The organism is Sulfitobacter sp. W074 (genome assembly GCF_025142275.1).
Lineage (GTDB): Bacteria > Pseudomonadota > Alphaproteobacteria > Rhodobacterales > Rhodobacteraceae > Sulfitobacter > Sulfitobacter profundi.
The window spans coordinates 507,864-528,145 of record NZ_CP081130.1 but is presented as its reverse complement, the minus strand read 5'-3'; the positions used below and the strand labels follow the sequence as shown (position 1 = coordinate 528,145).

The window sequence follows — 20,282 nt, the reverse complement described above, 5'->3', positions numbered from 1 at the left end:
TGGTATCCCCCTTGAGAAATGCGTGGCGCACCTTGTGATGGGCCGTTGGTGGAGATACGCAGAGACATGCCATTTGGTTCAAATATTTGGTGAGAAGATGTTGCCTAGAACTACCTTTGCCCTAGGCGGGGCGGCCTCGGGCAAGTCGGAATGGGCTGAGAGCCTCGTAAATTCCTACGGTTTGCCAAAGACTTACCTTGCCACCGGACGCATTTGGGATGACGAAGTTCAAGAACGCGTGAAAAAGCATCAAGCAAGACGTGATGCAGGATGGCGCACCGTTGAATGCCCGCTCGATCTGGCCGAACCGCTGGCGAAATTGCCCGCAGGCGAAATCGTGCTGATCGACTGCGCGACCATGTGGCTTAGCAATCATTTGATGGAAGACAGCGATCTAATGACCGCTCAGGCACAGCTTTTGACGGCTCTACAAGCCTGTGCCGCGCATTGGGTCATCGTCTCGAACGAGGTCGGCCAAGGCATCGTGCCCGAGAACGCTATGGCGCGGCAGTTCCGCGAGGCGCAGGGGCGGCTCAACATCGCCTTGGCCGCCGAGGCGGACACCGTGGTGCAGGTCGTCGTTGGCCTGCCGCAACTGCTGAAAGGGGAAATGCCATGACCATCTGGCACTGGGTGCGCCACGGCCCGACCCATGAGAAAAACTTCGTCGGTTGGCGCGATGTCCCGGCCGACCTTTCCGATGCCCCCCGTCTGGCACGTTTGAACCTGCACCTGCCTGATGACGCGCTGCTTGTGTCCTCGGACCTGATGCGCGCGGTGGATACGGCGGATGCGCTCGCCCAGCCCAAGCGCCGCCGCCTGCCCCATGAACACGGGCTGCGCGAACTGCATTTCGGCGCTTGGGACGGGCTGCATTTTTCCGAAGTTGCCGCGCGTGACCCCGACCTCAGTCGCGCCTATTGGGAGACGCCCGGCGATGTCGCGGCCCCCGAAGGGGAAAGCTGGAACCAGACCAAGGCCCGCGTCGACCGAGTGGTGGCACGGATCAACGCGGCCCACCCCAACGCCCATGTGATCGCAGTGGCGCATTTCGGGGTGATCCTCACGCAGGTCCAACAGGCCCAAGGCGGCGGCCCGCTTGAGGCGATGGCCCATAAGATCGACAATCTCTCGGTCACGCATTTGGTACATGAAAGCGGCACTTGGCGGATCAACGGCATTAATCACACGCCCTAGCCTGCACCGCCGCACAAAGGGCTTTGCTTGGCGACCTGCTTCTGCCTAATTTCGCCTATGACATATGATCTTTATATCGGCGATCGCACCTTCTCCAGTTGGTCCCTCAGGGGATGGCTGATGCTTGAGAAATTCGGTCTGCCCTATCGCGCGCATCTGGTCGGCCTCTACAGTGGGACCATGGCCCAAGACCTTGCCCCCCTCGCCCCGGCGCGTTTGGTGCCTGCCCTGCGTCTGCCCGACGGCACCGTGGTGGGAGAGACGCTGGCCATGGCCGAAACGCTGGCCGAACGGCATCCCGATGCCGGGCTCTGGCCCGCCGATCCAGCCGCACGCGCCACGGCGCGCTGGCTATGTGCTGCGATGGCTTCCGGCTTCGGCGCGCTGCGCGGAGCCTGCCCGATGCAATTGCAACATGTGTGGGAAGGGTTCGACCCGGATGCCGACACCCGGCAAGACCTAGAGCGCATCGAAGACTTGTGGCGACATGCCCGCAGCCAATCGCGCAGCGCAGGGCCGTGGCTTTTCGGGGCCTACTCGCTCGCTGACGTATTCTATGCCCCGGTTGCCGCGCGGATCGTCGGCTATGACCTGCCTGTCTCGGCTGATGCGCGGGCCTATTGCGACGCCACAATCCATGATCCGGCCTTCAAAACATGGCGCGCTGCCGGGTTGGAAACCGCGTATGAGCCGTTTCCCTATGAGCTTGGTTTGCCCAAACGGGACTGGCCCGTCGCTAAGGCGGCCTAAGACCTGCATTAACCATTCCTAAACCCGTCTTGCCTATCGATTAACCATAGCAAGGCGGGAGAGTAGGCAATGGTATCGCGGGCCTATACGGTCGCATTCCAGGGGGTTGAGGCGCGCATTGTCGAGGTGCAATGCGCGGTCACTGCGGGCCTGCCCGGTTTCTCTATCGTCGGACTGGCGGACAAGGCCGTGTCAGAAGCGCGCGACCGGGTGCGCACCGCGCTCAGCGCCATGGCCATCGCATTGCCGTCAAAACGCATCACCGTGAACCTCTCCCCAGCAGACCTGCTCAAGGAGGGCAGTCACTTCGACCTGCCCATCGCACTGGCACTTCTGTCAGCACTCGACATCCTGCCGGAAGACATCACCCAGAATGTGGTCGCCTTGGGAGAGCTTTCGCTCGACGGCACGCTGATGCCGGTCGTCGGTGCCCTCCCCGCGGCGATGGCTGCCGCCACCCACGACCGCAGCCTTCTATGCCCCGCAGGATCGGGAGCAGAGGCCGCTTGGGTCGGCAACACACAGATCATCGCCGCGGCCAATCTAGGCGACGTTGTTCGCCACTACACAGGCCAAGTGCCAATCACCCCCGCAGAGCCGGGGGAAGTGCCATTGACTGCGGCAGGCCGCGATCTACGCGAAGTCAAAGGTCAGGAACGCGCCAAACGCGCGCTGGAAATCGCCGCCGCCGGACGGCACCATTTGATGTTGGTCGGCACGCCGGGTTCGGGCAAATCCATGCTGGCCGCACGGCTGCCGGGCATCCTGCCGCCGCTCACAGCGACCGAGGCGCTGGAGACGTCGATGATCCACTCCCTCGCCGGGCTTCTGGATGAGGGGGGCATTTCCCGCAGCCGCCCCTTTCGCGAGCCGCATCACACGGCCTCGATGGCCGCGATCATCGGCGGCGGACGCCAAGCACGACCGGGTGAGGCATCCCTCGCGCATAATGGCGTGCTGTTCATGGATGAGTTTCCAGAGTTCAATCGCACGGTCCTCGAAACCCTGCGCCAGCCAATCGAGACTGGCGAGGTCATGATCGCGCGCGCCAACGCCCATGTGAAATACCCCTGCCGCTTCATGCTGGTGGCCGCAGCAAACCCGTGTAAATGCGGTTATCTGCCCGATCCGGCCCGCGCCTGCGCCCGCGTCCCGGCCTGCGGCGAAGACTACCTAGGCCGCATTTCGGGCCCGCTGATGGACCGTTTCGACCTGCGTGTCGACGTGCCGCCCGTCAGCTACAGTGACCTCAACCTGCCCGCCAACGGAGACACCTCTGCCGAGGTTGCGGCAAGGGTCGCTGCCGCGCGGGCGCTCCAATCAACCCGCTACGCCCAGCATGACGGCATATCGGCCAATGCCGACGCGGCGGGGGAATTGCTCGAAACAGTCGGCAGCCCGGATGCGGAAGCGCGCGACCTGCTGCTGCGTGCGGCTGAACGGTTTTGCCTCTCCGCGCGTGGGTATCACCGGGTCATGCGCGTGGCCCGCACCATCGCCGATCTCGAGGGCGCCGCCGAGGTGCGCCGCCCCCATATGGCCGAAGCGATCAGCTTTCGCCTGCCCGACCTGGCGGCAAGGCGTTGATCCACCCGGCCAGGGTCGCAAGGGTCTCCCGCGCCTCCGGCAGGTGGTTTTGGAACAGCGGCCAAACATGCGGCAGATCATGGACCTCTTGAAAGGTGACCGGCACCTGCGCGTCGCGCAAACGGGCCGCCAAGCGGCGGCTGTCGTCGCGTAGGATTTCGCTGTCACTTACGGTAAGCCAGACCGGCGGCGCCCCATTGAAATCCGCGAGGATTGGACTTGCCCGCGGGCTCTCTGCGCTCTGCCCCCGCAGATATAGCCGCGCCATCTCTGCCGCGCGGGCGGCGGGCAACAACACGTCACTTTCGGCATTCTGCGTGAAGCTCGCGCCGGAAAAGGTCATGTCCAACAAGGGGGAAAGCCCGAAGACGCCCGCAGGCAGCGCCGCGCCTTCGCGGCAAAGCTCCGCCAAAAGATCAAAGACCAAAGCACCGCCCGCGCTGTCGCCGCCAATCACGATGTCCCGCGCGGCGATGCCTGTCCGACACAGCGCGTCCCAAGCCGCGCGGATGTCTTCCGCAGGTTTGGGAAAGGCCGCCTCCGGCACCCGCGCATCGCGCGGCAGCACCGCCTGCGCGCCCGTCAGCAGCGCCAAACGCGCGACCATGGCACGGTGGGTTTCCGGGCTGCCGAAAACAAATCCACCGCCATGGATGTAGAGGATCACGCGACCATTCGAGGGGCCCTGTGGCGTAAGCCAAAGCGCCGAACCCGCCCCCGGCAAGCCCCGCCATTCGGCAGAGACATCGCCCGGCCCTTTGAAAAAGAGCCGCGCCTGCATCTCCATCGTGGCCCGCAGCATTTGAGGGTTTGCGCGCGCCAACAAAGGCTTCTCTGTCAGACGCAGGCAGCGGTTCAAAAGTTGCTGGCGCAGGCTCACCCGCGGCGGGCCTCGATCGCCTCCCAGATTTTGCCGGCGATATTCTCGCCGTCGAACCGTTCCAGTTCCTGAATGCCGGTGGGAGAGGTCACGTTGATTTCGGTCAAATAGTCGCCGATGACATCGATACCGACGAAGACCTGACCCTTTTCTTTCAGCAATGGGCCAATGGCGGCGCAAATCTCCAGATCGCGCTCGGTCAACCCGACCTTCTCTGGTCGCCCGCCGACATGCATATTCGACCGCGTTTCGCCTTCCGCCGGTACGCGGTTGATCGCGCCTACTGGCTCCCCGTCCACAAGGATGACGCGCTTGTCGCCTTTCGACACGGCAGGCAGGAATTTCTGAACGATCAGCGGCTCCCGAGAGAAACCGGTGAATAGCTCATGCAACGAGGTAAGGTTGCGGTCATTGGCATCCAGCCGGAACACCCCGGCGCCGCCATTGCCATAGAGCGGCTTCAAGATCACATCGCCGTGCTTCGCCTTGAAGGCTTTGATGGTCGATAGATCCCGCGCAATGGTGGTGGGCGGCGTCAGGTCGGGGAAATCGAGAACCAAAAGTTTCTCGGGATAGTTGCGCACCCAGAAGGGATCGTTGACCACCAATGTGGTGTCTTTCAGCCGGTCCAGCAAATGGGTCGAGGTAATGTAGTGCATGTCGAAAGGCGGGTCTTGGCGCAGCCAAACCACGTCGAAATCGGCCAGATCGACCTCTCGCTCCTCTCCGAACTGGGCATGATCGCCCTGCACGCGCTGTACGGTAAAATCATAGCCCCGCGCGGTGATCCGCCCCTCTTGGTACGCCAGATGATCGGGTGTGTAAAAGAACAGCTCATGCCCCCGCGCCTGCGCTTCTTCAGCCAGCCGAAAGCTGCTGTCGGCGTTGATGTTCACGTCCCCGATCGGGTCCATTTGAAAGGCGATTTTCATCGGCGTCCCCCGCTGCTTACCTTGTCGTGATCCGACCCGGACCGACGGTGCAGGCGTTTGGGATCGCTTCTTAGATGGCGCAGCAGGGGCCTATGCGCAATGGGTCAGCCGTAGCCAAAAGCGTTTTCGATGATTTCCGTGGCTCCCTGCCCATCGACAAGCGCCACGTCAAAGCGCACTTCGGTCAGGCTGCCAGCAGGTTCACCGGCAAGGAATTCTTCGGCAGAGCGGTAAATGCGTTGCATCTGTCGGGCGGAGAGGCTTTCAGCGGCACGCGCGAAACTTCGGCTTTGCTTCACTTCGACAAAGATCAGGGCAGCCCCATCGCGCAGGATCAGGTCAATCTCTCCGGCGCGGCCACGCCAGCGGCGGCGCGCGATGGCAAAGCCGCGTCTTTCGTAGTCTTGCGCGATCCTATTTTCGGCTGCGATCCCGGCATGATAGGCCATGCGGCCCCGTTGGCGTTTGGCCGCAGTTCGCATCATTCCTGTGTCACCCTGCGCCATGTTCGTTACTCCGACCGTTGTCCTAACCTTTGCCGAGCGCCAATGCCGCCTGATAGACTTGCCGCCGTGGCAGGCCATGGGCCTGCGCCACCAAATCGACAGCGTCACGCATCGACATCTCTTTAAGCGCCCGTTGCAAATCTGTTTCTAGGTCAAGGTGATTAACAGACTCTGAACGGCTTCGATCAATAAGAACGACCACTTCGCCTTTTGGCGATTGGCCCTGATAGGTCTCTGCAAGGTTTTCAAGCGTATCGCGTTGAATCTCTTCGAACTTCTTGGTCAACTCTCGGCACATGGCTGCTTTACGCCCCGCGCCCAGCGCGGTTGCCGCATCGCGCAGCATGGCCCCAAGCCGTTTGGGTGATTCGTAAAATACCAAGGTTCCCGGCACGTCGCGCAGCTTTTCCAGCGCCGCGATCCGTGCGGATTTACTATTGGGCAGGAAGCCTGCGAAGAAGAACGCATCCGTCGGCAGGCCGCCCAGCGCCAGCGCGGTCAGCACCGCCGAGGGCCCCGGTGCGCAGGTCTGCATCACCCCCGCCTCGGCGGCGGCACGGCTAAGCTCGAAGCCCGGATCGGCGATCAGGGGCATGCCCGCCTCTGACGCATAGGCGACCGATTTGCCCTCACGGACCGCCGCGATAAGCCGCTCTTGCACGGATGGGCCGCTGTGGTCGTGCAGGGCGATCACCTTGCGTCCATTAAGCGGCACCCCGTGGATTTCCATAAGCCTGCGCAGGCTGCGCGTGTCTTCGGCCGCCAGCAGATCCGCCGCGGCGAGCGTGTCCAGCGCACGCAGCGTGATATCGCGTGCGGTGCCGATTGGGACGCCCACGAAATAAAGTCCTGGGGCTAGATCTGTCTTGAGGAATTTCAACGCTGGACCCGCCTTTCGCAGTGACTATGATCGCGGCCATGTTCCGGCGACCGTCGTCGTCTTGCCACCACCGGGGAGTGAATACAAATGATTGCCTGTTTCCGAGCCTTCCGCAAGAAGATGCACCTGCTCTTATTGCCTCTATTCGCGGTCCTGCTGGCGGCCTGTCAGCCCGTCGCCATCGGCGGCGCCAATTCCGGCGGCCCGCGCATTGACCCCTCTGCCCCCGTTCCTGTCGCGCTTTTGGTGCCGCGCGGTGGCTCTGCTAGCGATGAGTTGCTGGCCAAAAACCTTGAGAATGCAGCGCGTCTTGCGATGCGCGACCTTGGCGGCGTCGAGATTGACCTGCGCGTCTATGGCACCGCGGGCAACGCCAGCAAAGCCGCTGCCGCTGCCTCTCAGGCGGTGAATGAAGGGGCCAAGATCATCCTCGGGCCGGTTTACGGCGAGGCGGCCAATGCGGCCGGCGTGGCGGTGGCCTCTTCCGGGGTCAATGTGATCTCTTTCTCGAACAACCCGACCATCGCGGGCGGCAATGTCTTCGTGCTTGGGCCGACCTTTGCCAATACCGCCAACCGTTTGGTGAGCTTTGCCAAGCGCAATGGCAAAGACAAAATGGTCGTGCTGCATGGTCAAGACCTTGCCGGTCAACTGGGCCGTGATGCGATTGTTCAGGCGATCAGCGCCAATGGCGCGACACTGGCGGGCACCGTGGATTACGCGTTGAGCCAAGAGTCGGTCGTGGCTGCCGTGCCGCGGGTCAAGGCGACGATCGAAGGCAGTGGCGCGAATGCGCTGTTCCTCACAACGTCCTCGGCCAGTGCCCTGCCACTTTTCGCAGAGCTGCTGCCCGAAGCTGGGATCCAATCGGCGACCACACAATATGTCGGCCTGACCCGTTGGGACATCCCGCAGCAAACGCTGGCCCTACCCGGCGTGCAGGGCGGCTGGTTTGCCCTGCCAGACACAGCGGCAAGTGGTGCCTTCTCCAACCGCTACAAAGCGGCCTATGGCAGCGACCCCCATCCTTTGGCCGGGCTGGCCTTTGACGGGATCGCGGCGATCGGGTCCTTGGTAAAGAGCGGCAAATCCAACGCGCTTTCCGGTGCGGCCCTCACCCAAGGGGCGGGTTTCCAAGGGGCCAGCGGCATCTTCCGTCTGCGCCGCGATGGCACCAATGAACGTGCGCTGGCCGTGGCCACGATCCGCAACAACCGGGTTGTCGTGCTAGACCCAGCGCCGCGCGGCTTTGGCGGGGCTGGTTTCTGAATTGGACCTCGCGAAACCGACAACAACATCAGGCGCGCGTCGACACCCGCGCCTGATTTGCGCGCCCGAACAAATCTTTGACGATACAGCCGTCTGGCAGGCCCTTTCGCAACGCGATAGCACGCTGGAAGGTGCCGCGCTGCGGGCCGAGATCGTCCCCCTCATCCAAGAAGCCCAGCAGGCAGGCCGCAAGGCAATCGCCGCGGGCTTTGCGGAATCGCCCTTTGATGCGCGGGCGATGACCTCTTCCTACACCTATCTTACCGACCAACTGCTGCGCTGCGTCTTGCAGATTGCCACGCAGGTTCTGCACCCCAATCCGAACCCGACCGAGGGTGAACGGCTCGCCATGATCGGCGTGGGCGGCTATGGCCGGGGAGAGATGGCGCCCTTTTCCGATGTCGATCTGCTTTTCCTCATCCCTTACAAGGCCACCGCTTGGTCGGAGAGCGTGATTGAATCGATGCTCTATATCCTGTGGGATTTGAAGCTGAAGGTAGGTCACGCCACCCGCACCATCGAAGATTGCCTGCGGCTTGGGGCCGATGACTACACCATCCAGACCGCTCTGCTGGAAAACCGGTTCATCGATGGCGATCTCACCCTCGCCCAAGAGCTTTCCGAACGCCTTAAGAACGACCTCTTTTCGGGCGCCGGGAAGGATTTCATCGAAGCCAAGCTGGAGGAGCGCGACAACCGCCACCTGAAACAGGGTGAGCGCTATATGGTCGAGCCCAACGTCAAGGAAGGCAAAGGCGGGCTGCGCGATCTGCATTCACTCTTTTGGATTGCCAAGTTCATCCATGACGTGGACCGGGTCGCCGATCTGGTCGATCTCGGTGTCTTTCGCGCCGATGAATACGACACCTTCCGCGAGGCCGAGGCCTTTCTCTGGGCCGTGCGCGGGCATCTTCACCTGATTGCAGGTCGCGCGACGGAACAGTTGACCTTTGACATGCAGGTGCAGGTTGCCCAAGCGATGGGCTATCAGGATATCGGGGGCCGGCGGGGCGTCGAGATCTTCATGCAGGCCTATTTCCGCCACGCAACGGCGGTGGGGGATCTGACCCGTATCTTTGTCAGCGGGCTTGAAGCGTCGCATATGAAGGCCGAGCCGCTGCTGGAGCGCATCTTTCGCCGCCGCCCGAAAATGCGCGAAGGGTTTCAGGTGGTCCACAACCGCATCGCGCTAAAGGACGACCAAGAGTTTCTGCAAGACAAGTTGAATCTGCTGCGGATCTTTGAAGAAGCGCTGCGCACGGGGATGCTGATCCACCCGGACGCAATGCGGCTGATTAAAGCCAACCTCGCGCTGATCGACGATGACATGCGCCGCACACCCGAGGCGCGGCGCATCTTCCTTGATCTGCTGTTGAAACACGGCAATCCCGAACGCTCCCTGCGGCGGATGAACGAATTGGGCGTCTTGGGCGCCTTCATCCCTGAGTTTGAGCCCATCGTGGCGATGATGCAGTTCAATATGTACCACTCCTACACCGTGGACGAACATACCATCCAGTGCATTGCCAACCTCGCCCGGATCGAAAAAGGCGAGCTGGAAGAAGAACTGCCCGTTGCCTCTTCGATCCTGAAGCGCGGGGTCAATCGCAAGGTGCTTTATGTGGCACTGCTGCTGCATGACATCGGCAAAGGGCGGCCCGAGGATCATTCGATCATCGGCGCGAAACTCGCGCGGCGCATCGGCCCGCGGCTGGGGCTGAAACGCGATGAGGTCGACACCGTGGAATGGCTGGTGCGCTATCACCTTCTGATGTCTGACATGGCCCAGAAACGTGACATCGCCGATCCGCGCACGGTGCGCGATTTTGCCAAGGCGGTACAGACGGTCAAACGGCTCGACCTGCTCTGTGTGCTGACGGTCTGCGACATTCGCGGCGTCGGGCCGAACACGTGGAACAATTGGAAAGCGGTGCTGATCCGGGCCCTCTATCGCCAGACCGAGCGGGCACTTGAAACCGGGCTTGAAGATCTCAACCGCGAGAACCGGGGGGCGGAGGCCAAGAAAGCCCTGCGCGCCGCGCTTTCCGACTGGCCGCGCAAGCTTTTGCAGCAAGAGACCGCCCGCCACTACCCGCCCTATTGGCAGGGTCTGCATGTCACCGCCCATGTCGCCTTTGCGGAACTGCTGCGCGACATCGGCAACGATGATATCCGCATCGACCTGCACCCGGATGAGGATCGCGGTGCCACCCGCGCCAGCTTTGTCATGGCCGATCATCCGGGCATCTTTGCTCGGCTTGCGGGGGCGCTTGCACTGGTCGGGGCCAATGTCGTCGACGCGCGCAGCTATACCACCAAAGACGGTTTCGTGACCGATGCCTTCTGGATTCAGGACAGCGAAGGCAACGCCTATGAAGCTTCGCGTCTGCCGCGCCTGCGCGACACGATCGAAAAGACCCTCCGCGGTGAAATCGTCGCCCGCGATGCGCTGAAATCGCGCGATAAGGTCAAGAAACGCGAACGCGCTTTCAAGGTGCCGACCCATATTACTTTCGACAACGAAGGGTCTGAAATCTATACGATCATCGAGGTCGACACCCGCGACCGGCCCGGCCTTCTTTATGATCTGACCCGCACCTTGGCTGGCTCGAACGTCTATATTGCCAACGCCGTGATCGCGACCTTTGGCGAGCAGGTGGTCGATACCTTCTACGTCAAAGACATGTTCGGCCTGAAATACTACACCGAGGCCAAGCAGCGGACCTTGGAAAAGCGCTTGCGCGAAGCGATTGCCGCAGGGGTTGAGCGGGCCGAGGGCTAGGGTTCCTTCGGCACGCTTTGACTGGCAAAATCCCGCCACCCTCTATTTCCGCGCTTTGCTTTTGACATGGGATCCTCAAAATCCCTTTCAACCCGGCAGAAGCGCGGGATTCCATGAATGAGGGACATATGAGCGTCAAACGCGCAGCACTGCCGAACCGGGGCCTGATGGCCCTTTGCGCCACACTTCTTTTGACGGCAGCCTGCGCCAAAGCGCCTGACATCCCGCAGCCCTATGATTTCTCAGGAATAGATCCGCAGCGCCATTTCATGGCCGTGCAGACAGCCCAAGACATGCGCGCCAAGGGCCAGCGCGTTTGGTGCGTGCCCTTTGCCCGCAATGTCAGCGGCATCCAGATTCGCGGCAATGCGGAAACGTGGTGGGACAAGGCCAAGGGGCTTTATCCGCGCGGTGATGAGCCGGTGGTCGGTGCCGTTATGGCGTTTAGCGGGACCAGCTCGTTGCCGATGGGGCATATCGCTGTGGTTTCCGATGTCGTCTCGCCGCGCGAAATCCGGGTGGATCACGCCAATTGGAAACGCAATCAAGTCTCGCTCAAGATGGCGGTGATTGATGTGTCCAAGGCCAACGACTGGTCTGCCGTGCAGGTTGAAAGCCAGCCCGGCGCCTTTGGCAGCACCTATCCGATCAATGGGTTCATCTACCCCACCGGGGGATAAGCGCCACCTTGCCATAGCCAAGGGGCTAGCCTTCCGGCACCGCTCACCGCGATTGCACCGGGTAAGCGCCCGCGCTAGGGATCACCTCAGCGCAATTTAAGGCACCTTTTGATGAAACCTATCCGTCTTATGTCCGGCTTTTTCACTGTCGGTGTTTGGACCCTGCTGAGCCGCGTGCTCGGCTTCCTGCGCGAAGTACTGCTTCTGTCGCTCATTGGCCCCGGCCCGGTGATGGACGCTTTCGTGGCCGCTTTCCGCCTGCCCAATATGTTCCGCCGTTTCTTTGCCGAGGGCGCGTTCAACGCTGCCTTCGTGCCTATGTTCGCGAAAAAGCTGGAGGGCGAGGAAGGTGCTGGTAAGTTCGCCCGTGACGCCTTCAACGGGTTGTCACTGGTGGTGCTCGCGCTGACCGCTTTGGGCATGATCTTCATGCCCGGTCTGGTCTGGTTGACCGCCGAAGGTTTCGTCGGAGACCCCCGGTTTGACATGACGGTCGCCTTTGGCCGCATCGCCTTCCCCTATATCCTGTGCATGTCGCTCTCGGCGCTGTTCTCGGGCATTCTCAATGCTACCGGGCGCTTTGCCGTGGCCGCCGCCGCGCCGGTGTTGCTGAACATTTTTGTCATCGCTGCCATGACATTCGCCGCCCTCACCGGGGGCGATGTGGCGCTTTGGCTGATCTGGTCGATCCCAGTGGCTGGCGTGGCCCAACTGGCGCTGACATGGCGCGCTGCGGCTGAGGCGGGCTATCCGCTGCGGCCCACGCGGCCCCGCTGGACTCCCGACATGCGGGCGATGATCGTCATCGCCCTGCCCGCCGCGCTGGCCTCAGGCGTCATGCAGATTAACCTCGTGGTCGGGCAGCTGGTCGCCAGTCAATATGACAAAGCCGTCTCATGGCTCTTTGCCGCAGACCGTCTGTACCAATTGCCCTTGGGCGTTGTGGGCATCGCCGTGGGCATCGTGTTGCTGCCCGACCTGTCGCGCCGCTTGCGGGCCGGCGACAACGATGGGGCACAGACCGCCCTCAGCCGGGCAGCTGAAATCTCGCTCGCGCTGACCATTCCTTCGGCAGTGGCCCTGATGGTCATACCCTTCGCGCTGGTCACTGTGTTGTTCGAGCGCGGCGCCTCTGGCGTCGATGACACCGCAGCGATTGCCACAGCGGTGATGATCTACGGTCTCGGCCTGCCATCCTTCGTGCTGCAAAAGATCCTGCAACCGGTCTATTTCGCCCGCGAAGACACCCGCCGCCCCTTCTATTTCGCCGTGGTCGCTATGGTGGTGAACGCCGCCCTCGCCGTTGGTCTTGCGCCCTTCATCGGCTGGATCGCCCCGGCGGTTGCGACCACGCTGGCAGGCTGGACGATGTTTGCCTGCCTTGCCATCGGCGCGCGGCGTTTCGGGGATGCGGCAAAGTTCGACGCGCGGTTTCACAAACGCATCTGGCGTATCCTCATGGCCTCTGCCGTGATGGGGGTCGCCCTCTGGTTGGGCAACGCCGCCCTGCAACCGATGCTGGGCCTGCCATGGTGGCGTGGGCTGGCGCTGGTGATGCTTCTTGCAATTGCCGCGATCAGCTACTTCGGCATCGGCCAATTGATCGGCGCCTTCCGCCTGTCCGAGTTCAAATCCGCAATGCGGCGCGGTTAACGCTGCTGCAACCGCGCCCTCAGTCGCGCCCATTCACCGGGCGCGACCAAAAAGCTCAGGCCAAAACCACAAAAGAACCCGGCCAACTCGGCGACCCACAAAAAGCCGGTCTCAAAAAAGATGCCCCAGAAAAGCTGTAGCCCCATCAGCAGAGCGATCAGCGTGAACGCCTGATACTGCGGCCCGCCCGAGCCAAGCAACCGCCGCCACATCACGAAACTATAGCCGCCAATCAGCCCATAAACATTTGGATAGGCGCCCGCCAACCAAACCGGGTCGTTCAACAGCACGCCATAAACCAACGCCCCGCCGATCCCCGACAGCACAAAGATCACCAGAAAGGCCATCTGCCCCATCGCCTCGGCCACCAACTTGCCCAGCGCCAACAACAGCACGACGGCAAAGATCGCATGGGTAAAGCCCAGATGAATGAACGGATAGGTCACCACCCGCCAGATATGCTCAATCGGGTACTGGCCCGCCCCGATCATCGCGTCAAAGATCAGCCCCGAAAAGCCAAAGTCGCGCACCAGCGCCAGCCGCCAGCCTACGGCAGCGGGGCCACCGACCAGCCCAGCCTCTGCCAAGGACAACACCACCTCAACGCCAGTAATGGCTAAAAACAACACGACAACCACTGGCGGCAACGGGTTCACGGGGGGCTGGATATCAGGGTCTTGCATGGGCGCTCCTTGACGGGGTTCGCGGCCAGAAGTAAGCCTGCCGCGCAAGACTTTCCAGCCCAGAGGTGCCGCCCGATGTCCGAGACCCAATTCACCCCGCGCGTGTTTTCCGGCATTCAGCCCTCGGGCGACCTGCATCTGGGCAACTATCTGGGGGCGCTGAAGCGCTTCGCCGATGCACAGGAAAAGGGCGTGCAGTCGATCTATTGCATGGTCGACCTGCACGCGATCACGGTCCCGCAAAAGCCCGAAGACCTCAAACGCAGCACCCGTGAACTTTGCGCCGGCTTCATCGCTTCGGGCATCGACCCGGAAAAGTCCATCCTGATCAACCAAAGCCAAGTGCCCGAACACGCGCAACTGGCTTGGATTTTCAACTGCGTCGCCCGCATGGGCTGGATGGGCCGCATGACCCAGTGGAAAGACAAGGCCGGCAAGAATGCCGAGGCCGCCTCGCTGGGCCTTTTCGCCTACCCCGCGCTGATGGCCGCCGACATCCTGATCTACCACGCCACCCATGTGCCGGTGGGCGAGGACCAGAAACAGCACCTCGAATTGACCCGCGACATCGCGGCCAAGTTTAACCACGACTATGGCGTCGATTTCTTCCCCCTCACCGAACCAGTGATCGAAGGCGCGGCCACCCGCGTCATGTCCCTGCGCGACGGATCAAAGAAAATGTCGAAGTCCGATCCTTCGCCCGCCAGCCGCATCAACCTCACCGACGATGCCGACACGATCGCCAAGAAATTCCGCAAGGCCAAGACCGACCCCGACGCTCTGCCGTCCGAGGCCGAGGGCCTGAAGGACCGCCCCGAAGCGCGCAACCTCGTGAACATCTACGCCGCCCTCAGCGACCAGACCATCGATCAAGTCTTGGCCGAAGTCGGCGGCCAGCAGTTCGGCACCTTCAAACCCGCGCTGGCGGAACTGGCTGTATCCAAAATGGGCCCGATCACCACCGAAATGCAGCGCCTGATGGCCGATGAGACCGAGATCGACCGCATCCTCGCCCGGGGCGCGGAACAGGCCCGCGAAATCACCACCCCGATCCTCAAGCGCACCTATGAGATCGTCGGCATGGTCGGCTAACAGACCGGGGCTGCGCGCAATGCCGCACAGCCCCCCTTGCTCTCCTGCGCAATTGCGCCTGCCCCCTCTCGCTGCCACCTTGACTGGAAAGCGAAAGGACCAAGCGATGAACCACGCAACCGTCGGCCATATACACCTCAAGGTCGCTGACCTTGACCGCGCCATTCATTTTTACGGCGACTTGCTGGGCTTTGCCGTGACCCAACGCTACGGCGATCAGGCTGCGTTTCTGGGCGCGGGCGGCTATCATCACCACATCGGGCTGAACACATGGGAAAGCGCGGGCGCCACACCGCCGCCGCCGGGCCATACCGGTCTTTACCACAGCGCCTTTCTCTACCCCGACCGGCAGCAGCTCGCGCGCGCCCTGCGCCGGGTGCTTGAGGCTGGCATCACATTGGACGGCGCCGCCGATCACGGCGTCAGCGAAGCGGTCTACCTGCGCGATCCCGACAACAACGGTGTTGAATTGTACCGGGACCTTCCCCAAGCCGACTGGCCGCGCGATGCGCAAGGCGACCTCAAAATGGTCAACTCCCCACTCGATGTCGCCGCCCTACTGGCCGAGGCAAACTGACCGCAACGCCGCTGTCAGAGCCCCCTCCCTTCCCCCTTCATCCTTTTCCAAATACCGAATCCCGCACCCACCCCACACACCACCGCCCGCCTGGGCCCTGCCTGCCATGGACAAACCCGCAGCCCTGCGCCACGTTCCCCGCAAGGATGAAGGGGATCACACGATGACCACAGGTTTTTTCTGGGACGAACGCTGCTTCTGGCACGCAGGCGGGAACTACGCCTTTACCATGCCGGTCGGCGGGCTGGTGCAGCCCCTCGCGGCAGGCGGCCTGCCGGAAAACCCCGAAACCAAGCGCCGCATGAAGAACCTCATGGAGGTGACGGGCCTGTTCGCCGAACTCGATACCCGCAGCGCCGCCCCGGCCAGCCGCGAAGCGCTGGCACGGGTGCATCCCGAAAGCTACCTTGATGAATTCAAGCGACTCTCTGATGCAGGCGGCGGAGACTTGGGCCATGCAGTCCCCTTCGCCCGCGGCGGCTATGAATTGGCCGCGCTGTCTGCCGGGCTGGCCATCGCCGCGGTCGACGCCGTGGCATGCGGCGATCTCGACAATGCCTATGCCCTCAGCCGCCCACCGGGGCATCACTGCCTGCCCGATCTCCCCAATGGGTTCTGCCTGCTGGCCAATATCGCCATCGCCATCGAGGCCGCACAGGCCAAGGGGCTGGCCAAGCGCGTGGTCGTGCTGGATTGGGACGTGCACCACGGCAATGGCACCGAGGCGATCTATTATGACCGCGATGACGTGCTGACGATCTCTCTGCACCAAGAAGGGAATTACCCCATCGACACGGGCGCGCTGGCAGATCGCGGGCGGGGTGCTGGCGAAGGCTATAACATCAACCTGCCGATGCACGCGGGCTCGGGCCACACCGCCTACCTACACGCGATGGACCGCGTGGTGATCCCGGCGATCAAGGCTTTCGCCCCCGACATGATTATCGTCGCCTGCGGCTATGACGCGGCAATCGTCGATCCACTGGCCCGAATGCAGGCCACCGCCGCCACCTTTGCCGAGATGACCAAGCGCATCCGTGATACCGCTGATAAGGTCTGCGATGGCAAACTGGTCCTCGTGCACGAAGGCGGCTATTCCGAAGCCTATGTCCCCTTCTGCGGCCATGCCACGATCGCCACTTTGGCGGGCAGCAAGATCGATGCCCCCGACCCAATGGCCCGTGCCTTGCACGCCCGCCAACCCTCGCCTGCCTTTGACGCCTTCCTGCGCCAGTCGATTGACGATATGGCGCGGCAACTGGACCTGTAAGAGACTGCAATGCCGACACCTGATCCCGCCACCCTCGCCTTTCTGCAAAACCGCCGCTCGCGCCCTGCCAAGACCCTCGGCCTGCCCGTCCCGGACGCCGACGCCCTGCGCCCCCTTCTGACCGCCGCCGCGCGCACGCCGGATCATGGGAAGCTGGAGCCGTGGCGTTTCGTGGTCATCGACCGCGCGGCGATGGCGCGATTGGCCGAAGCGGCTGAGAATCGCGGCGCAGCCCTTGGCCTCGGGCCAGAGGACACCGCCAAGGGGCGTGGCCAGTTTGACCAAGGCAACCTCGCCGTGGCGGTCATTGAGGTGCAAAAACCTTCGCCCAAGATCCCCCCACTGGAGCAGACCTATTCCGCCGGGGCCGTCTGCCTTGCGCTGCTCAACGCGGCGCTTGCCGCAGGCTGGGGCGCGAATTGGCTCAGCGGTTGGCCTTCCCATGACCGCGGTTTCATGGAGGAAGGCTTTGCCCTCGCCCCGCATGAGCGTATCGCGGGGATCATCCATATCGGCACCGAAACCGCCGCCCCACCGGAACGCCCGCGCCCTGACATCGACGAGATCACCACATGGCTGTAAACGCGATCCTGCGGTCCTTTACCCGCGCACTTGGTCAACTGGGCGATGCGCGCTTTCGCAAGGTGGTCCTGCTCGGCGTGGGCCTGTCGCTGGCGCTGCTGGTCGCGGCGACGGCGGGCTTTGCCTATCTGGTGGATTGGATCACGCCCGAGGACGCTTGGCTTCCGGTACTGGGCGAGGTCAACTGGCTCGATGATCTGCTGAGTTGGAGCGCGCTAATCCTGCTGATGGTGCTCTCGGTCTTTTTGATGGTGCCTGTCGCCTCGGCGATTACATCGATGTTTCTGGATGACGTGGCCGATGCGGTGGAAGAGGTGCACTACCCCCATCTGCCCCCGGCGCACCGTGTCAGCATCGGCGATGCGATCCGCGATACTGTCAACTTCATGGGCGTGCTGGTGGGGGCAAACCTGCTGGCGCTGATCCTATACCTGCTCTTCGCCCCGGCGGCGCTGTTCATCTTTTGGGGGCTGAACGGGTTCTTGCTGGGGCGCGAATATTTCACCCTCGCCGCGCTGCGCCGCCATGGGCGGGACGAGGCGAAGCGCCTGCGCCGCCGCCATGCGGGCACGATCTGGCTGGCCGGGGTTCTGATGGCGGTGCCGCTGTCGGTGCCGCTGCTGAACCTGCTGATCCCGATCCTAGGGGCGGCGACCTTTACCCACCTGTACCATGCGTTGGTGCCGCATTCGGATGCAGCCAGCCTTCGATATCCGCGACGCTGATCCAGCCCGACAGGATGACCGTGGCGCTGATCGCCCAGATGATTGCGGCCACCAGCGTGGTCCACAGCGCCTTGCGCCCCAGATGATGCTGCGCTGGCGCGCCCGCATGGGTGCCGGGCACGACCTCGCCTGCGTCCCCTTGGGTTTGCACCCGAATCGGCAGGGCGACCATGAATGTCATCGACCAGATGACGGCAAAGAGCACGAGGCCCGAAACGATCCCCATGCTCAGACCTCCTCAAGCTCGACGAGCGCGCCGTTGAAATCTTTGGGGTGCAGGAACAGCACTGGCTTGCCATGGGCGCCGATCTTGGGCTCGCCCGAACCCAGCACCCGCGCGCCGGTGGATTTCAGGTGATCGCGCGCCGCGATGATGTCATCGACCTCGTAGCAGATGTGGTGGATGCCACCCGCCGGGTTCTTTTCCAAAAAGCCATTGATCGGGCTGTCATCGCCCAAAGGATGCAGCAATTCGATCTTGGTGTTGGGCAGTTCGATAAAGATCACGGTCACCCCGTGATCCGGTTCGGCTTGTGGCGCGCCGACCTTGGCGCCAAGCGCGTGGCGATACTGATCCGCCGCCGCATCGAGATCCGGCACGGCGATGGCCACATGGTTAAGACGTCCGATCATCTTGGGTGCTCCTCGTGATTTGCCAGCTTTATGCCCGCCCGTCCGCTGAACAACAATGCGTCACGTTAACGCGTCGTTAGCCAACGCGGCGTAACGATTGTGCAGCAGAAGTTGTTGGAGGCGATCATGGACGACACCGACCCTTTCGAAAGAACCACCCCCACCCCCACGGCGGAGCGACCGCTGCTGGGCCTCACCGTTTTGGTGGTGGAAGACAGCCGTTTCGCTTGCGAGGCGATGCGCCTGCTCTGTCTACGCTCTGGCGCGCGGATCAGGCGGGCAGATAGTTTGCGCTCTGCCCGGCGCCATCTACAGGTCTATCGCCCCGCCGTGGCGCTGGTCGACCTTGGCCTGCCCGACGGCAGCGGTCTGGACCTGATCGCCGAACTCACACAAAGCACGCCCCGGGTGGAAACGATCATCGCCATCTCTGGCGACAGCCATATGGAGCCGGATGCCCGCGCGGCCGGGGTCGATGGGTTTATCGCGAAGCCGATTACATCGCTGTCATCCTTCCAGCAGGCCATTCTGAAAACCCTCCCCGAAGAGCGTCGCCCCGTGGGCCTACGCGCCCTCCCGGATGAAGATGTCTCCCCGGATCGAATCGGCTTTCAAGATGACATTGCCCATATCGCGGGCGTCCTCGGCGGCGAACCGGATGAGCCCACGCTTGATTATGTCGCGCAATTTCTCTGCGGCGTTGCCCGCTCCGCGAATGACCTTAGGCTGGAAGAGGCGGCAAGGGCTTTGGCACATAAACGCGCACTCGGCCAACCCGCGGGCTCAGAGGCCGCCACCATCGCCGGAATGATCCAGATCCGATTGACTGAGAAAATTGCGATTTAACCCACCCGGCAGGCAGGCCACTTAAAGCATCGGGTCGCTCGTTACACGAACAAGGCGGGTCAGATCGCCGAGCCGTTCCTTCTGTTGCCCCTGCCCGTCAAAATTACTGGGGGACAGCCAAGCTTCGAACGCCTCTTTCAGCGCGGGCCATTCCGTGTCGATCGCGGCGAACCAAGCCGTGTCGCGGTTGCGCCCCTTGACGATGGTCGCTTGCCGAAAGACACCCTCATAGCTCAGCCCCAACCGCTGCGCGGCGCGGCGGGACGGACGGTTGAGCGCGTCGCATTTCCACTCGAACCGTCGGTAGCCCGCCTCAAAGGCCCATTGCATCATCAGGAATATCGCCTCGGTCGCCGCGGGGGTGCGCTGTAGGGCCGGGCTGAAGTTGATGTGGCCCACCTCGATACTGCCTGCATCGGGCTTGATCCGCAGAAAACTTGCCACGCCCACCCATTGATCCCGCGCGCGGTCTTTCACTGCCATGAAATACGGATCAACCTGCGCTGCACTATCGCGCACCCAGCGGTGATACTGCGCCGCCGAAGAGAATGGCCCGTAGGGCAGATAATCCCAAACGTGGTCCTCCCCCACATAGGCGGGGTAGAGCAGCGCGGCGTGTTTCTCTGCCGAAAGCGGCTCCAACACGACATGGCGCCCGGAAAGCACCTCACCGGCGGGCCGTTGGGGCTCGGCCCAATTCTCTATCGTGGGCCCGACAGGGCGCGGGTCTGATCTGCTGTTCATAGCAAAGTTATGCA

22 protein-coding genes are annotated in these 20,282 nt (G+C 62.7%); 14 read left to right on the top strand and 8 right to left on the bottom strand.

The genetic code is table 11. The features are described 5' to 3' along the window. Nucleotides 1-97 precede the first annotated feature (97 nt). The 4 genes from cobU to K3762_RS02630 all read left to right on the top strand — a co-directional run bounded on the left by cobU (nucleotide 98) and on the right by K3762_RS02630 (nucleotide 3,534). On the top strand, nucleotides 98-619 hold the full coding sequence (gene cobU, locus K3762_RS02645; protein WP_132444778.1) for a bifunctional adenosylcobinamide kinase/adenosylcobinamide-phosphate guanylyltransferase: 522 nt from the start codon (nucleotides 98-100) through the stop codon (nucleotides 617-619). After that, complete coding sequence (locus tag K3762_RS02640; protein ID WP_120350142.1) at nucleotides 616-1,197, top strand: histidine phosphatase family protein; 582 nt, start codon at nucleotides 616-618, stop codon at nucleotides 1,195-1,197. The genes cobU and K3762_RS02640 overlap by 4 nt, the downstream gene beginning before the upstream one ends. A 57-nt stretch (nucleotides 1,198-1,254) precedes the next feature. After that, on the top strand, nucleotides 1,255-1,947 hold the full coding sequence (locus K3762_RS02635; protein ID WP_132444779.1) for a glutathione S-transferase: 693 nt from the start codon (nucleotides 1,255-1,257) through the stop codon (nucleotides 1,945-1,947). Nucleotides 1,948-2,016: 69 nt separating this feature from the next. Next, a complete protein-coding gene (locus K3762_RS02630) occupies nucleotides 2,017-3,534 on the top strand; it encodes a YifB family Mg chelatase-like AAA ATPase (protein WP_132444781.1) in 1,518 nt (505 codons plus the stop codon). On the opposite strand, the gene K3762_RS02625 is transcribed toward K3762_RS02630, so the two are convergent. The 4 genes from K3762_RS02625 to rsmI form a co-directional block, all read right to left on the bottom strand. Next, nucleotides 3,497-4,357 (bottom strand): alpha/beta hydrolase, encoded by an 861-nt coding sequence (locus tag K3762_RS02625; RefSeq protein WP_260011321.1) that lies wholly within the window; start codon nucleotides 4,355-4,357, stop codon nucleotides 3,497-3,499. The genes K3762_RS02630 and K3762_RS02625 overlap by 38 nt on opposite strands. A 53-nt stretch (nucleotides 4,358-4,410) precedes the next feature. Beyond that, a complete protein-coding gene (gene gshB / locus K3762_RS02620) occupies nucleotides 4,411-5,346 on the bottom strand; it encodes a glutathione synthase (RefSeq protein ID WP_067941500.1) in 936 nt (311 codons plus the stop codon). Nucleotides 5,347-5,450: 104 nt separating this feature from the next. After that, on the bottom strand, nucleotides 5,451-5,828 hold the full coding sequence (locus tag K3762_RS02615) for a YraN family protein (protein ID WP_067941502.1): 378 nt from the start codon (nucleotides 5,826-5,828) through the stop codon (nucleotides 5,451-5,453). 46 nt (nucleotides 5,829-5,874) lie between these two features. Next, nucleotides 5,875-6,732, bottom strand: a complete 858-nt coding sequence (rsmI, locus tag K3762_RS02610; protein WP_120350138.1) for a 16S rRNA (cytidine(1402)-2'-O)-methyltransferase — start codon at nucleotides 6,730-6,732, stop codon at nucleotides 5,875-5,877. A gap of 87 nt (nucleotides 6,733-6,819) precedes the next feature. On the opposite strand from rsmI, the gene K3762_RS02605 reads away from it, so the two are divergent. From K3762_RS02605 to murJ, 4 genes are all read left to right on the top strand, one after another. Continuing rightward, nucleotides 6,820-8,001 carry a penicillin-binding protein activator gene (locus K3762_RS02605; RefSeq protein ID WP_132444787.1) on the top strand — a complete coding sequence of 394 codons (1,182 nt, stop codon included), beginning with the start codon at nucleotides 6,820-6,822 and terminating at the stop codon, nucleotides 7,999-8,001. Between the two features lies 1 nt (nucleotide 8,002). Then, a complete protein-coding gene (locus K3762_RS02600) occupies nucleotides 8,003-10,783 on the top strand; it encodes a [protein-PII] uridylyltransferase (RefSeq protein WP_067623796.1) in 2,781 nt (926 codons plus the stop codon). A 128-nt stretch (nucleotides 10,784-10,911) separates the two neighbouring features. Further along, entirely contained in the window at nucleotides 10,912-11,463 is a 552-nt protein-coding gene (locus K3762_RS02595; protein WP_240791594.1) for a CHAP domain-containing protein, read from the top strand. Between the two features lie 111 nt (nucleotides 11,464-11,574). Beyond that, entirely contained in the window at nucleotides 11,575-13,116 is a 1,542-nt protein-coding gene (gene murJ, locus K3762_RS02590; protein WP_132444791.1) for a murein biosynthesis integral membrane protein MurJ, read from the top strand. Here murJ and K3762_RS02585 read toward each other — a convergent pair. Further along, nucleotides 13,113-13,799, bottom strand: a complete 687-nt coding sequence (locus tag K3762_RS02585; RefSeq protein ID WP_132444793.1) for a rhomboid family intramembrane serine protease — start codon at nucleotides 13,797-13,799, stop codon at nucleotides 13,113-13,115. The genes murJ and K3762_RS02585 overlap by 4 nt on opposite strands. A gap of 75 nt (nucleotides 13,800-13,874) precedes the next feature. Here K3762_RS02585 and trpS point away from each other — a divergent pair, with 75 nt between their 5' ends. The 5 genes from trpS to K3762_RS02560 all read left to right on the top strand — a co-directional run bounded on the left by trpS (nucleotide 13,875) and on the right by K3762_RS02560 (nucleotide 18,045). After that, on the top strand, nucleotides 13,875-14,891 hold the full coding sequence (trpS, locus tag K3762_RS02580; protein ID WP_132444795.1) for a tryptophan--tRNA ligase: 1,017 nt from the start codon (nucleotides 13,875-13,877) through the stop codon (nucleotides 14,889-14,891). 106 nt (nucleotides 14,892-14,997) lie between these two features. After that, nucleotides 14,998-15,468: a VOC family protein gene (locus K3762_RS02575; RefSeq protein ID WP_132444797.1), complete on the top strand. Its 471-nt coding sequence runs from the start codon at nucleotides 14,998-15,000 to the stop codon at nucleotides 15,466-15,468. A gap of 163 nt (nucleotides 15,469-15,631) precedes the next feature. Next, a complete protein-coding gene (locus K3762_RS02570) occupies nucleotides 15,632-16,738 on the top strand; it encodes a class II histone deacetylase (protein WP_132444799.1) in 1,107 nt (368 codons plus the stop codon). 9 nt (nucleotides 16,739-16,747) lie between these two features. Beyond that, on the top strand, nucleotides 16,748-17,320 hold the full coding sequence (locus K3762_RS02565) for a nitroreductase family protein (protein ID WP_260011315.1): 573 nt from the start codon (nucleotides 16,748-16,750) through the stop codon (nucleotides 17,318-17,320). Then, nucleotides 17,311-18,045, top strand: coding sequence for an EI24 domain-containing protein (locus tag K3762_RS02560; protein ID WP_260011313.1), 735 nt, complete (start codon nucleotides 17,311-17,313; stop codon nucleotides 18,043-18,045). Before K3762_RS02565 ends, K3762_RS02560 begins: the two co-directional genes overlap by 10 nt. Here the strand turns inward: K3762_RS02560 and K3762_RS02555 are convergent. Together K3762_RS02555 and mce are read right to left on the bottom strand one after the other, a co-directional pair. Continuing rightward, nucleotides 17,978-18,271 carry a DUF1467 family protein gene (locus K3762_RS02555; protein ID WP_120350130.1) on the bottom strand — a complete coding sequence of 98 codons (294 nt, stop codon included), beginning with the start codon at nucleotides 18,269-18,271 and terminating at the stop codon, nucleotides 17,978-17,980. The two genes, K3762_RS02560 and K3762_RS02555, sit on opposite strands and share 68 nt — an antisense overlap. A 2-nt stretch (nucleotides 18,272-18,273) precedes the next feature. Beyond that, a complete protein-coding gene (gene mce / locus K3762_RS02550; RefSeq protein WP_067623753.1) occupies nucleotides 18,274-18,678 on the bottom strand; it encodes a methylmalonyl-CoA epimerase in 405 nt (134 codons plus the stop codon). Between the two features lie 126 nt (nucleotides 18,679-18,804). Here mce and K3762_RS02545 point away from each other — a divergent pair, with 126 nt between their 5' ends. Further along, on the top strand, nucleotides 18,805-19,524 hold the full coding sequence (locus K3762_RS02545; protein WP_132444805.1) for a response regulator: 720 nt from the start codon (nucleotides 18,805-18,807) through the stop codon (nucleotides 19,522-19,524). Between the two features lie 21 nt (nucleotides 19,525-19,545). Here the strand turns inward: K3762_RS02545 and K3762_RS02540 are convergent, their stop codons facing one another. Beyond that, nucleotides 19,546-20,268 carry a GNAT family N-acetyltransferase gene (locus tag K3762_RS02540; protein WP_260011299.1) on the bottom strand — a complete coding sequence of 241 codons (723 nt, stop codon included), beginning with the start codon at nucleotides 20,266-20,268 and terminating at the stop codon, nucleotides 19,546-19,548. Between the last annotated feature and the right edge of the window lie 14 nt (nucleotides 20,269-20,282).

Excerpts from the sequence above, each read along its gene's own strand:
- cobU (WP_132444778.1), top strand. The coding sequence starts at position 98 with ATGTTGCCTAGAACTACCTTTGCCCTAGGCGGGGCGGCCTCGGGCAAG.
- trpS (WP_132444795.1), top strand. The coding sequence starts at position 13,875 with ATGTCCGAGACCCAATTCACCCCGCGCGTGTTTTCCGGCATTCAGCCC.
- gshB (WP_067941500.1), bottom strand. The coding sequence starts at position 5,346 with ATGAAAATCGCCTTTCAAATGGACCCGATCGGGGACGTGAACATCAAC.
- K3762_RS02555 (WP_120350130.1), bottom strand. The coding sequence starts at position 18,271 with ATGGGGATCGTTTCGGGCCTCGTGCTCTTTGCCGTCATCTGGTCGATG.
- K3762_RS02565 (WP_260011315.1), top strand. The coding sequence starts at position 16,748 with ATGCCGACACCTGATCCCGCCACCCTCGCCTTTCTGCAAAACCGCCGC.
- K3762_RS02635 (WP_132444779.1), top strand. The coding sequence starts at position 1,255 with ATGACATATGATCTTTATATCGGCGATCGCACCTTCTCCAGTTGGTCC.
- K3762_RS02560 (WP_260011313.1), top strand. The coding sequence starts at position 17,311 with ATGGCTGTAAACGCGATCCTGCGGTCCTTTACCCGCGCACTTGGTCAA.
- K3762_RS02545 (WP_132444805.1), top strand. The coding sequence starts at position 18,805 with ATGGACGACACCGACCCTTTCGAAAGAACCACCCCCACCCCCACGGCG.
- K3762_RS02595 (WP_240791594.1), top strand. The coding sequence starts at position 10,912 with ATGAGCGTCAAACGCGCAGCACTGCCGAACCGGGGCCTGATGGCCCTT.
- K3762_RS02570 (WP_132444799.1), top strand. The coding sequence starts at position 15,632 with ATGACCACAGGTTTTTTCTGGGACGAACGCTGCTTCTGGCACGCAGGC.
- murJ (WP_132444791.1), top strand. The coding sequence starts at position 11,575 with ATGAAACCTATCCGTCTTATGTCCGGCTTTTTCACTGTCGGTGTTTGG.
- K3762_RS02605 (WP_132444787.1), top strand. The coding sequence starts at position 6,820 with ATGATTGCCTGTTTCCGAGCCTTCCGCAAGAAGATGCACCTGCTCTTA.
- K3762_RS02640 (WP_120350142.1), top strand. The coding sequence starts at position 616 with ATGACCATCTGGCACTGGGTGCGCCACGGCCCGACCCATGAGAAAAAC.
- K3762_RS02585 (WP_132444793.1), bottom strand. The coding sequence starts at position 13,799 with ATGCAAGACCCTGATATCCAGCCCCCCGTGAACCCGTTGCCGCCAGTG.
- mce (WP_067623753.1), bottom strand. The coding sequence starts at position 18,678 with ATGATCGGACGTCTTAACCATGTGGCCATCGCCGTGCCGGATCTCGAT.
- K3762_RS02615 (WP_067941502.1), bottom strand. The coding sequence starts at position 5,828 with ATGCGAACTGCGGCCAAACGCCAACGGGGCCGCATGGCCTATCATGCC.
- K3762_RS02540 (WP_260011299.1), bottom strand. The coding sequence starts at position 20,268 with ATGAACAGCAGATCAGACCCGCGCCCTGTCGGGCCCACGATAGAGAAT.
- K3762_RS02575 (WP_132444797.1), top strand. The coding sequence starts at position 14,998 with ATGAACCACGCAACCGTCGGCCATATACACCTCAAGGTCGCTGACCTT.
- K3762_RS02630 (WP_132444781.1), top strand. The coding sequence starts at position 2,017 with ATGGTATCGCGGGCCTATACGGTCGCATTCCAGGGGGTTGAGGCGCGC.